Source organism: Streptococcus oralis, from assembly GCF_023109315.1.
In the GTDB taxonomy this organism is placed as follows: domain Bacteria; phylum Bacillota; class Bacilli; order Lactobacillales; family Streptococcaceae; genus Streptococcus; species Streptococcus oralis_BS.
In genome coordinates, this window is sequence record NZ_JALDUF010000001.1 from 512,664 (window position 1) to 524,972 (window position 12,309).

A 12,309-nucleotide genomic window follows, 5' to 3' on the forward strand; every position below is an offset into this window, starting at 1 on the left:
AATTTTTTATATGTGAAATTGCATATAGAGTCTGACTTTATTATACTTTACTTAGTATAAAAATGTCTAAAATGATATTCAAATCCATCTTATAATATTAAAAATTAAAGGGAAGAAAGACGGAGAGGTTGTAAATGCTGATGTTGAAAAGAAAGCATCCGAGTTGCTTCAATATCCAACTTAAAATGGTATAATAGTAGTAAAACGAAAGCAAGGAGGAGAAGAAATGATTGCGCAGCTCGACACCAAGACTGTTTACAGTTTTATGGAAAGTGTGGTTTCGATTGAAAAATATGTACAAACAGCTAAAGAGTATGGCTATTCTCACCTTGCTATCATGGATGTGGATAATCTCTATGGGGCTTATCATTTTTTAGAAGTGACTCGAAAATATGGAATCCAACCTTTAATTGGTCTTGAAATGACCTTGATCAAAGATGAGGAGAATATTTCTCTTCGTTTTCTAGCCCTATCCACTAAAGATTACCAAGAGTTGATGAAGTTATCCACTTTAAAAATGACTGGACGGAAAAATTGGTCTGACTTCACCTCCCACCTCGAAGATGTGACCATTATTGTTCCCTATTTTAATGGGGTCGAACAACTGGATTTGGGGCATGATTATTTTATCGGTGTCAGTCCAGATACTCCTCAAGAAGTCTTTACCAGACCGATTCTTCCACTCTATCAAGTCAACTCTTTTGAAAAAGAAGATATACAAGTTTTGCAAATCTTGTCGGCAGTCAAGGACAATGTCAGTCTTAGGGAAGTGGATGTGCATTCACAACAAGGAATCTTTTTACCAGCCTCAGACTTGGAAGCACGGTTTAAAAATCGCTTCCCTCAGGCGCTTGCTAATCTCCAAGGTCTGATAGAGAACGTAAGCTATCAAATCGACCCAAGTTTAAAACTCCCTCGCTTTAATCCTGAAAGACCAGCGGTCGAAGAACTTAGAGAGAGAGCTGAGCAAGGTTTGAGTGATAAGGGGGTAACCTCAGCTATTTATCATGAGCGACTGAATGAGGAATTGGCTGTGATTCATGATATGGGCTTTGACGACTATTTCCTTGTAGTTTGGGATTTGCTCCGTTTTGGACGTTCTCAAGGCTACTATATGGGAATGGGGCGTGGTTCTGCGGTTGGTAGCCTGGTGGCTTACTCACTGGATATTACAGGAATCGACCCGGTTGAAAAGAACTTGATTTTCGAGCGCTTTTTAAATCGTGAGCGTTACACCATGCCTGATATCGATATCGACATCCCTGACCTCTATAGACCAGAGTTCATTCGCTATGTTCGTGATCGGTATGGTAGTCAACACGTGGCACAGATTGTTACCTATTCGACTTTTGGAGCCAAACAAGCAATTCGTGATGTTTTCAAACGCTATGGTGTTCCAGAGTACGAATTAACAAATATTACTAAAAAAATCAGTTTCCGAGATACGCTAACGACGGCCTATGAAAAGAATTTGCAATTTAGGCAGATAATCAATAGCAAGATTGAATACCAAAAAGCTTTTGAGATTGCTCGTAAGATTGAAGGTTATCCTCGTCAGACATCTATCCATGCGGCAGGAGTCGTTATGAGTGACCAAGACTTGACGGACTATATTCCTCTAAAATATGGTGAGGATATGCTCATCACCCAGTATGATGCTCATGGTGTTGAAGCCAATGGACTTCTAAAAATGGATTTCCTAGGATTACGTAACCTGACTTTCGTACAAAAAATGCAAGAATTACTAGCTGAGTCAGAAGGTATTCATTTGAAAATCGAAGAGATTGATTTGGAAGACAAAGAAACTCTGGCCCTTTTTGCTTCTGGAAATACCAAGGGGATTTTCCAATTTGAACAACCTGGCGCCATTCGACTCTTGAAACGGGTCAAACCACAAGTCTTCGAAGAAGTGGTAGCAACGACATCCCTCAATAGACCAGGGGCTAGTGATTATATTGATAATTTTGTGGCTCGTAAGCACGGCAAAGAAAAGGTGTCGGTGTTGGACCCAGCCCTGGAGGATGTTCTATCATCAACTTATGGTATCATGCTCTATCAAGAACAGGTCATGCAGGTTGCTCAGCGATTTGGAGGCTTCAGTCTTGGTAAAGCTGATATTCTCAGACGAGCCATGGGTAAGAAAAATGCTAAAGAGATGCATTTAATGAAGGAAGATTTTATCACAGGAGCTATGAAACTTGGGCATACAGAAGAAAAAGCCAACCAAGTTTTTGCAGTGATGGAAAAGTTTGCGGGCTACGGATTTAACAGATCCCACGCCTATGCCTACTCAGCGCTGGCTTTCCAGCTAGCTTATTTCAAGACGCACTATCCTGCTATTTTCTTTCAAGTCATGTTGAATTATTCAAGCAGTGATTACATTGTGGATGCATTGCAGATGGGCTTTGAAGTAGCCCCGTTAGCAATCAATAGCATTCCCTATCACGATAAAATTGCTCAGAAGACAATCTATCTTGGTTTGAAAGCCATTAAAGGGATGCCGAGAGATTTTTCTTACTGGATCATCGAAAATCGTCCTTTTTCAAGTGTGGAAGATTTCGTCACGCGTCTCCCCAAGAATTACAAGAAACTTTCGCTTTTGACACCTTTGGTTGAATTAGGGCTTTTTGATGAATTTGACAAGAATCGCCAGAAAATCTTAGTAAACCTACCAAACTTATTTGTCTTTGTTGAGGAGTTGGGAGGTCTCTTTGCGGATACAACCTATAGTTGGACTGAGGCTGATGATTTTACAGAGGCGGAGAAATTTTATAAGGAGCAGGAATTGATTGGGGTAGGTATCAGTGCCCATCCTCTCCAAACTCTTGCCAAACAAGCCCTATATCCGACGACCCCGATCGCTAATCTAACCGAGGGGGCTCAAGCCACTCTTCTAGTTGAAGTGCAAAAACTAAAGGTGATTCGAACCAAGAAGGGCGAGAATATGGCCTTTCTACAGGTTCATGATAGTAAGTCTCGGATGGATGTGACTGTATTTTCGGATCAGTATCGAAAATTCGCCTCTATCCTATCTGAAGGGAAATTTTACTACATCAATGGCAAAGTTCAATCTCGAGATGGCCGTCTGCAAATGATTGCACAAGATTTGAAAGAAGCAGTGGCGGAACGATTCTGGATCCAAGTTAAAAATCATGAATACGATAAAGAGATTTCAAATATCCTAGAACAATACAAAGGCCCAATTCCTGTGATTATCAGGTATGAAGAGGAAAAAAAAACGGTTGTTTCTACACAACATTTTGTAAGAAAAGATTCTGCTCTAGAGGAAAAATTAGAGGGAATTGCTATGAAAACGATTTATCGCTAAAAATACGGAAAATAGAAGAATTTTCCAACTAAATGTGGTATAATCAGTAAGAATGTTAAAAGAAAAAGGAGCATAACCAAATGAAACGTATTGCTGTTTTAACCAGTGGTGGAGACGCCCCTGGTATGAATGCTGCCATCCGTGCGGTGGTTCGCCAAGCAATCTCAGAAGGAATGGAAGTTTTTGGTGTCTATGATGGATACGCAGGTATGGTTGCCGGTGAAATCTATCCACTTGATGCTGCTTCAGTTGGAGACATCATTTCACGTGGTGGTACTTTCCTTCACTCTGCTCGTTACCCTGAGTTTGCACAACTTGAAGGCCAACTTAAAGGGATTGAGCAGTTGAAAAAACACGGTATCGAAGGTGTTGTTGTAATCGGTGGTGACGGTTCTTATCACGGAGCTATGCGCTTGACGGAGCATGGATTCCCAGCTATCGGTCTGCCTGGCACAATTGATAATGACATCGTAGGTACTGATTTCACAATTGGATTTGATACTGCAGTTACTACTGCAATGGATGCGATTGATAAGATTCGTGATACATCATCAAGTCACCGTCGTACTTTCGTTGTAGAAGTAATGGGACGTAACGCTGGTGATATCGCACTTTGGGCAGGTATTGCAACTGGTGCTGATGAAATCATTATCCCTGAAGAAGGCTTCAAGATGGAAGATATCGTAGCTAGTATCAAAGCTGGTTACGAATGCGGTAAAAAACACAACATCATCGTTTTGGCCGAGGGGGTTATGTCTGCCGATGAATTCGGTAAGAAACTCAAGGAAGCAGGAGATACTAGTGACCTTCGTGTGACTGAGCTTGGACATATCCAACGTGGTGGTTCACCAACTGCTCGTGACCGTGTATTAGCGTCACGTATGGGAGCACACGCTGTTAAACTTCTCAAACAAGGAATCGGTGGTGTCGCTGTTGGTATCCGAAACGAAAAAATGGTTGAGAATCCAATTCTTGGTACAGCAGAAGAAGGAGCTTTGTTTAGCCTAACAGCTGATGGTAAGATTGTTGTTAACAACCCTCATAAAGCTGATCTTGAACTTTCTGCTTTGAACAAGAGCTTGTCCTAATCAACTTTCATTAATTTGGTAACATGACCATAAAAGGTCGAATTATATAAAGGAGTCACAAAATCATGAATAAACGTGTAAAAATCGTTGCAACTTTGGGTCCTGCGGTTGAAATCCGTGGTGGAAAGAAATTCGGTGATGACGGATACTGGGGAGAAAAACTTGATGTTGAAGCTTCAGCTCAAAATATTGCAAAATTGATTGAAGCAGGAGCGAACACTTTCCGTTTCAACTTCTCACACGGTGACCACCAAGAACAAGGTGAGCGTATGGCAACTGTTAAACTTGCTGAAAAAATTGCAGGTAAAAAAGTTGGTTTCCTTCTTGATACTAAAGGACCTGAAATCCGTACTGAATTATTCGAAGGTGACGCAAAAGAGTACTCTTACAAAACTGGTGAAAAAATCCGTGTTGCAACTAAACAAGGAATCAAATCAACTCGCGATGTGATTGCTTTAAACGTTGCTGGTGCTCTTGACATCTATGATGACGTTGAGATTGGAAAACAAGTGCTTGTTGACGACGGAAAACTTGGTCTTCGCGTAATTGGTAAGGATGACTCAACTCGTGAATTTGAAGTAGAAGTTGAAAATGACGGCATCATTGCTAAGCAAAAAGGTGTAAACATCCCGAATACTAAGATTCCTTTCCCAGCACTTGCTGAACGTGATAACGATGATATCCGTTTCGGTCTTGAGCAAGGTATTAACTTCATCGCGATCTCATTCGTCCGTACTGCAAAAGACGTAAACGAAGTTCGTGCAATCTGTGAAGAAACTGGAAACGGGCATGTTCAATTGTTCGCGAAAATCGAAAACCAACAAGGTATTGATAACTTGGATGAAATCCTTGAAGTAGCTGATGGTATCATGATTGCTCGTGGTGACATGGGTATTGAAGTACCATTCGAAATGGTTCCAGTTTACCAAAAAATGATTATCACAAAGGTAAATGCAGCTGGTAAAGTCGCTATCACAGCAACAAACATGCTTGAAACTATGACTGAAAAACCACGTGCAACGCGTTCAGAAGTATCAGACGTGTTTAACGCTGTTATCGACGGAACCGACGCTACAATGCTTTCAGGTGAGTCTGCAAATGGTAAATATCCACTTGAGTCAGTTACTACGATGGCAACTATTGACAAGAATGCTCAAACCCTTTTGAAAGAATACGGTCGCTTGTCGTTTGTTAACTTGCCACGTAATTCTAAGACTGAGGTTATGGCTTCAGCTGTTAAGGATGCGACAAATTCTATGAATATCAAGTTGGTGGTTACTCTTACTAAGACAGGTCACACTGCTCGTTTGATTTCTAAATACCGTCCAGATGCTGATATCTTGGCAATCACTTTCGATGAATTGACTCAGCGTGGTTTGATGCTTAACTGGGGAGTTATTCCAGTAACAACTGATCGCCCATCAAACACTGATGATATGTTTGATCTTGCTGAAAGAATTGCAGTTGAGCAAGGTTTGGTAGAATCTGGTGATGATATTGTTATCGTTGCAGGTGTACCACTTGGCGAAGCTGTTCGTACAAACACAATGCGCATCCGCACTGTACGCTAATCTAACATTAAAACCAACCTATCATTTCAGGCTGTAGAGCTTGAGTGATAGGTCTTTTTTTATCAAAATGGGATTGTATTTAATAAATAGGAATGGGAAAAAACCGAAAATTATGGTATAATAGAACGAAAAGACCTTTTTAGTAAATTTTGAAAGAGTAAAACATGAGAAAAATTGTCATCAATGGTGGACGTCCATTGCAAGGTGAGATCACCATTAGTGGTGCTAAAAATAGTGTTGTAGCGCTTATTCCAGCTATTATCTTATCAGATGATATTGTCACTTTAGATTGTGTTCCAGATATTTCAGACGTTGCTAGTCTTGTCGAAATCATGGAGATTATGGGGGCAACTGTTAAGCGTTATGACGACGTCTTGGAGATTGATCCAAGAGGCGTTCAAAACATTCCTATGCCTTATGGCAAGATTAATAGCTTGCGTGCTTCTTATTATTTCTACGGAAGTCTTTTAGGTCGCTTTGGTGAAGCTACAGTTGGACTTCCTGGTGGATGTGATCTGGGGCCTCGTCCGATTGACCTTCACTTAAAAGCCTTTGAGGCCATGGGTGCTAAAGTTAGCTATGAGGGAGATAATATGAATTTATCTGCCCAAGGTAAGGGACTTCATGGCGCAAGTATTTACATGGATACCGTCAGCGTTGGTGCAACGATTAACACCATGATTGCTGCGGTTAAAGCAAAGGGACGTACTGTCATTGAAAATGCTGCCCGTGAACCAGAAATCATTGATGTGGCTACCCTTTTGAACAACATGGGGGCACACATTCGTGGTGCCGGGACTGATATTATCATTATTGATGGTGTTGAGACACTACATGGGACTCGTCACCAAGTCATTCCAGACCGTATTGAAGCTGGGACTTATATTTCACTTGCTGCTGCGGTTGGTAAAGGAATTCGTATTAACAACGTTCTTTATGAGCATCTTGAAGGCTTTATCGCCAAACTCGAGGAAATGGGCGTTCGTATGACGGTCTCTGAGGATAGTATCTTCGTTGAAGAGCAGTCAGACTTGAAGGCAATCAATATTAAAACTGCACCTTATCCTGGTTTTGCAACTGATTTGCAACAGCCTATCACACCACTTTTATTAACAGCTCAAGGCCGTGGAACGATTATTGATACCATTTACGAAAAACGTGTCAACCATGTCTTTGAGTTAGCAAAAATGGATGCGGATATTACGACTACGAATGATCACATTATCTATAAAGGTGGTCGTACCTTGCATGGAGCAAGTGTCAAAGCTACAGATTTGCGAGCGGGTGCCGCACTTGTGATTGCTGGCTTGATGGCTGAAGGTAAAACTGAAATTACAAATATTGAGTTTATCTTGCGTGGCTACTCAGATATTATTGAGAAATTACGTAGTCTCGGAGCGGATATTACACTCATTGAAGACTAAACCGTTGAGGTGATTATGAATATTTGGACCAAATTAGCAATGTTTTCTTTTTTTGAAACGGAGCGCTTGTATTTGCGTCCTTTCTTTTTTAGTGACAGTCAAGCATTTTACGAGATTGCTTCCAATCCAGAAAATTTGCAGTTTATTTTTCCCAGTCAATCAAGTTTAGAAGAAAGTCAATACGCGCTTGCCAACTATTTTATGAAGGCTCCTCTAGGTGTTTGGGCAATTTGTCTCCAAGGAAATCAGGAAATGATTGGCTCTATTAAATTTGAAAAGATTGATGAAATCAAAAAAGAAGCAGAAATTGGTTATTTCTTAAAAAAAGATTCTTGGTCACAAGGTTATATGACAGAAGTAGTTACCAAACTTTGTCAGCTTTCCTTTGAAGAATTTGGTTTAAAACAATTATCCATCATCACTCATCTGGAGAATCAGGCTAGTCAAAAAGTAGCCTTAAAATCGGGATTTAGTCTCGTCCGACAGTTTAAGGGGAGCGACCGCTATACACGAAAAATGAGAGACTATCTTGAATTTCGATATATAAAAGGAGAATTCAATGAGTAAACACCAGGAAATCTTGTCCTATCTGGAAGAGCTGCCAATTGGGAAAAGAGTTAGTGTTCGCAGTATCTCTAATCATCTAGGTGTTAGTGATGGAACCGCCTACCGAGCTATCAAAGAAGCTGAAAATCGTGGCATCGTTGAAACTCGACCACGTAGTGGAACCATACGAGTTAAGCCAAAAAAAGTGGCTATTGAACGGCTAACCTATGCTGAAATTGCTGAAGTCACCTCCTCTGAAGTTTTAGCCGGCCAGGAAGGGCTAGAGAGAGAGTTTAGCAAATTTTCCATTGGGGCCATGACAGAGCAGAATATCCTGTCCTATCTCCATGATGGTGGTCTTGTGATCGTAGGTGACCGTACTCGTATTCAACTTCTAGCCTTGGAAAATGAAAATGCGGTCCTCGTTACAGGTGGTTTTCATGTTCAGGATGATGTTCTTGAGTTGGCCAATAAAAAAAATATTCCAGTCCTGAGAAGTAAACATGATACTTTTACAGTAGCAACCATGATTAACAAGGCCCTTTCAAATGTTCAAATCAAAACTGATATTCTGACAGTTGAAAAGCTCTATCGTCCCAGTCACGAGTATGGTTTTTTGAGAGAAACGGATACAGTCAAAGACTATCTAGACTTGGTTCGTAAGAACAGAAGTAGCCGTTTTCCAGTCGTTAACCAATACCAAGTGGTTGTTGGGGTTGTTACTATGCGTGACGCAGGAGACAAGTCTCCCAGCACGACGATTGACAAGGTGATGACGCGCAGTATCTTCGTAACAGGATTGGCGACGAATATTGCCAATGTCAGTCAACGAATGATCGCAGAAGACTTTGAGATGGTTCCCGTTGTCAGAAGCAACCAAACCCTACTCGGCGTCGTAACACGACGAGATGTCATGGAAAAGATGAGCCGTTCCCAAGTTTCTGCCTTGCCAACTTTCTCAGAGCAAATCGGGCAAAAACTCTCTTATCATCATGATGAAGTCGTCATAACTGTTGAGCCCTTCATGTTGGAGAAAAATGGGGTTTTAGCAAATGGTGTTCTTGCTGAAATTTTAACTCATATGACACAGGATTTGGTGGCAAATAGTAGACGCAATCTCATCATCGAGCAGATGCTAATTTATTTCTTGCAGGCTGTACAGATAGATGATACTTTGCGGATTCAGGCTCGTATTATTCACCACACGAGACGCTCAGCTATTATTGATTATGATATTTATCATGGGCATCAGATTGTTTCAAAAGCAAATGTTACGGTTAAAATTAATTAGAATCTAGGAGAAAAAATGATAACTTTAAAATCAGCACGTGAAATCGAAGCCATGGACAAGGCTGGTGATTTCCTAGCAAGTATCCATATCGGCTTACGTGATTTGATTAAGCCAGGCGTAGATATGTGGGAAGTTGAAGAGTACGTTCGTCGACGTTGTAAAGAGGAAAATTTCCTTCCTCTACAGATTGGCGTGGATGGCGCAGTTATGGATTATCCCTATGCTACTTGTTGCTCTCTCAACGACGAAGTTGCTCATGCTTTTCCACGTCATTACATCTTGAAAGCTGGCGATTTGCTCAAGGTTGACATGGTACTGGGTGGTCCGATTTCCAAATCCGACCTCAATGTATCTAAACTCAACTTTAACAATGTTGAGCAAATGAAAAAATACACCCAGAGCTATTCTGGTGGTTTAGCAGACTCATGTTGGGCTTATGCGGTCGGTACACCGTCTGAAGAAGTGAAAAACTTGATGGACGTGACCAAGGAAGCTATGTATATAGGGATTGAGAAAGCAGTTGTCGGCAATCGTATCGGTGATATCGGTGCAGCCATTCAAGAATACGCTGAAAGTCGCGGTTATGGTGTAGTGCGTGATTTGGTTGGTCATGGTGTTGGCCCAACTATGCACGAGGAGCCAATGGTCCCTAACTACGGTGTTGCAGGTCGTGGTCTTCGTCTCCGTGAAGGAATGGTGTTGACCATTGAACCCATGATCAATACTGGTGATTGGGAAATCGATACAGATATGAAGACCGGCTGGGCTCATAAGACTATTGATGGCGGCCTATCTTGCCAATATGAACACCAGTTCGTGATTACCAAAGATGGACCTGTTATCTTGACCAGTCAAGGTGAAGAAGGAACGTATTAAAATAAAGGGAGCTTAGCTCCTTTTTTTGTGTCAAATGTAGATAAAATAAACAAGCGTAGCAAACTTCTTACAATTTTTTTCTTTTATAGTAAAATAAGATTAGAATTTTGAGAAAGTAGGTAATTCGTTGGAGTCGATTATATTTCTAGTATCCGTTTTTTTAGCAGGTACTCTGTCCTTCTTTTCACCCTGCATCTTTCCTTTGCTACCTGTCTATGCTGGTATTTTACTGGATGATCAGGGAAATTCGAAAAGCTTTCGCTTTTTTGGAAGAGACGTTGCATGGTCAGGCTTAATTCGGACCTTGTGCTTTATTGCAGGAATCTCCCTCATTTTCTTTATTTTAGGATTTGGAGCTGGATTCCTAGGGCACATGCTCTATGCAGACTGGTTTCGTTATGCTATGGGAATAGTCATTATTCTTTTAGGGCTTCACCAGATGGAAATCTTGCATTTCAATAAACTGGAAGTTCAAAAGACAGTCACCTTCAAACAATCCAAGTCGAATCACTATCTGTCAGCCTTTTTACTTGGGATAACCTTTAGTTTTGGTTGGACCCCTTGTATCGGACCGGTCTTAAGTTCAGTCTTGGCCCTAGCAGCTTCAGGTGGCAATGGTGCTTGGCAAGGAGCCGTGTTAACATTAGTATACACATTGGGAATGGCCCTTCCTTTCATTGTTTTGGCCTTGGCTTCGGGCTGGATTATGCCCTATTTTAGTAAATTAAAGCCCCATATGATTCTACTAAAGAAAATCGGGGGAGCTTTGATTATTTTGATGGGATTATTATTAATGCTAGGGCAGTTAAATGCCTTGTCAGGAATTCTTGGATAAAAGGAGAAAAAGATGAAAAAAGTTATTTTTGCTGGATTGAGCCTCATGTCTCTATTCTTGTTGATTGCCTGTGGTGAAAAAGAAACCAAACAGACAAGCAGTCCAAAACAACCTGCTGTACAACAAATTGCAGTCGGTAAGGATGCACCAGACTTCACCTTGCAGTCTATGGATGGCAAAGAAGTGAAGTTATCAGACTATAAAGGGAAAAAAGTTTATTTGAAATTCTGGGCTTCTTGGTGTGGACCATGTAAAAAAAGCATGCCTGAGTTGATGGAATTAGCTGCCAAACAAGATCGAGACTTTGAAATCTTGAGTGTCATTGCACCTGGTCTACAAGGTGAAAAAACGGTTCAAGACTTTCCAAAATGGTACCAAGAACAAGGCTACAAAGATATTCCAGTTCTATATGATACGCAAGCAACTACCTTCCAAGCCTACCAAGTTCGTAGTATTCCAACAGAATACTTGATTGACAGTCAGGGTAAAATCGGAAAAATCCAATTTGGTGCTATTAGCAATGCTGATGCAGAAGCAGCTTTTAAAGAGATGAAATAAAGAAAAAATCGCGATTGTGAACTGCACCCCAAAAGTTAGACAGAAAGAATCTAACTTTTGGGGTGTTTTATTATGAAATTGAGTTATGAAGATAAAGTTCAAATCTATGGACTAAGAAAACAAGGATATAGCTTAGAGAAGCTTTCAAATAAATTTGGGATAAACAATTCTAATCTTAGGTACATGATTAAATTGATTGATCGTTACGGAATAGAGTTCGTCAAAAAAGGGAAAAACCGTTATTACTCTCCTGAATTAAAGCAAGAAATCATCAATAATGTTTTGATTGAAGGTCGTTCCCAACTAAGCGTATCTCTGGATTATGCTCTCCCAAGTAGTGGATTACTTTCGAATTGGCTGGCACAATACAGGAAAAACGGGTATACTATTGTTGAGAAAACAAGAGGGAGACCGCCTAAAATGGGACGTAAGCCAAAGAAGAGACCTGAAGAAATGACAGAATTAGAACGTCTTCAAGCAGAAAATGAGTACCTGAGAGCGGAGAATGCCATTCTAAAAAAGTTGAGAGAACTCCGATTGAAGGAGGAAAAAGAGAAAGAAGAAAAACGGAAATTGTCCGAGGATTGGTAACAGAGTTTTCTTTAAATATTCTTCTAAAGATTATTAAGCTTGCCCGTTCAACCTATTATTACCACTTAAAACAGCTATATAAACCAGATAAGAATCAAGATATTAAAATTGAAATTCAGTCAATTTATCGTGAGCATAAAGGAAATTATGGTTATCGTCGGATTCACTTAGAACTAAGAAATCGTGGTTATTCGGTCAATC

The 12,309-nt window shown here is 40.5% G+C and carries 9 protein-coding genes and 1 pseudogene; all 10 read left to right on the forward strand.

Annotated elements, in window-relative coordinates:
• The first annotated feature begins 226 nt into the window (after positions 1-226).
• Positions 227-3,328: a DNA polymerase III subunit alpha gene (locus M1F74_RS02530; RefSeq protein WP_247946202.1), complete on the forward strand. Its 3,102-nt coding sequence runs from the start codon at positions 227-229 to the stop codon at positions 3,326-3,328.
• An 80-nt stretch (positions 3,329-3,408) separates the two neighbouring features.
• Positions 3,409-4,416, forward strand: coding sequence for a 6-phosphofructokinase (gene pfkA, locus M1F74_RS02535; RefSeq protein WP_247946203.1), 1,008 nt, complete (start codon positions 3,409-3,411; stop codon positions 4,414-4,416).
• 65 nt (positions 4,417-4,481) lie between these two features.
• Positions 4,482-5,987 (forward strand): pyruvate kinase, encoded by a 1,506-nt coding sequence (gene pyk / locus M1F74_RS02540; RefSeq protein WP_247946204.1) that lies wholly within the window; start codon positions 4,482-4,484, stop codon positions 5,985-5,987.
• Between the two features lie 164 nt (positions 5,988-6,151).
• Positions 6,152-7,411, forward strand: a complete 1,260-nt coding sequence (locus M1F74_RS02545; RefSeq protein WP_247946205.1) for a UDP-N-acetylglucosamine 1-carboxyvinyltransferase — start codon at positions 6,152-6,154, stop codon at positions 7,409-7,411.
• A 15-nt stretch (positions 7,412-7,426) separates the two neighbouring features.
• A complete protein-coding gene (locus M1F74_RS02550) occupies positions 7,427-7,978 on the forward strand; it encodes a GNAT family N-acetyltransferase (protein WP_007519468.1) in 552 nt (183 codons plus the stop codon).
• Entirely contained in the window at positions 7,971-9,248 is a 1,278-nt protein-coding gene (gene spxR, locus M1F74_RS02555; RefSeq protein WP_247946206.1) for a CBS-HotDog domain-containing transcription factor SpxR, read from the forward strand. The genes M1F74_RS02550 and spxR overlap by 8 nt, the downstream gene beginning before the upstream one ends.
• A gap of 15 nt (positions 9,249-9,263) precedes the next feature.
• The gene (locus M1F74_RS02560) at positions 9,264-10,124 is read left to right on the forward strand and encodes a methionyl aminopeptidase (RefSeq protein ID WP_247946207.1); all 861 of its coding nucleotides are present in this window, start codon (positions 9,264-9,266) and stop codon (positions 10,122-10,124) included.
• A gap of 127 nt (positions 10,125-10,251) precedes the next feature.
• Positions 10,252-10,959: a cytochrome c biogenesis CcdA family protein gene (ccdA2, locus tag M1F74_RS02565; protein WP_247946208.1), complete on the forward strand. Its 708-nt coding sequence runs from the start codon at positions 10,252-10,254 to the stop codon at positions 10,957-10,959.
• A gap of 12 nt (positions 10,960-10,971) precedes the next feature.
• Positions 10,972-11,517 carry a TlpA family protein disulfide reductase gene (gene sdbB / locus M1F74_RS02570; protein WP_247946209.1) on the forward strand — a complete coding sequence of 182 codons (546 nt, stop codon included), beginning with the start codon at positions 10,972-10,974 and terminating at the stop codon, positions 11,515-11,517.
• Between the two features lie 72 nt (positions 11,518-11,589).
• Positions 11,590-12,309, forward strand: a pseudogene (locus M1F74_RS02575) (IS3 family transposase); the annotation flags it as partial.

What these genes read in the sequence shown, in the direction of transcription:
- pfkA (WP_247946203.1), top strand. Translation starts at nt 3,409, where the DNA reads ATGAAACGTATTGCTGTTTTAACCAGTGGTGGAGACGCCCCTGGTATG.
- pyk (WP_247946204.1), top strand. Translation starts at nt 4,482, where the DNA reads ATGAATAAACGTGTAAAAATCGTTGCAACTTTGGGTCCTGCGGTTGAA.
- M1F74_RS02545 (WP_247946205.1), top strand. Translation starts at nt 6,152, where the DNA reads ATGAGAAAAATTGTCATCAATGGTGGACGTCCATTGCAAGGTGAGATC.
- sdbB (WP_247946209.1), top strand. Translation starts at nt 10,972, where the DNA reads ATGAAAAAAGTTATTTTTGCTGGATTGAGCCTCATGTCTCTATTCTTG.
- M1F74_RS02530 (WP_247946202.1), top strand. Translation starts at nt 227, where the DNA reads ATGATTGCGCAGCTCGACACCAAGACTGTTTACAGTTTTATGGAAAGT.
- M1F74_RS02560 (WP_247946207.1), top strand. Translation starts at nt 9,264, where the DNA reads ATGATAACTTTAAAATCAGCACGTGAAATCGAAGCCATGGACAAGGCT.
- spxR (WP_247946206.1), top strand. Translation starts at nt 7,971, where the DNA reads ATGAGTAAACACCAGGAAATCTTGTCCTATCTGGAAGAGCTGCCAATT.
- M1F74_RS02550 (WP_007519468.1), top strand. Translation starts at nt 7,427, where the DNA reads ATGAATATTTGGACCAAATTAGCAATGTTTTCTTTTTTTGAAACGGAG.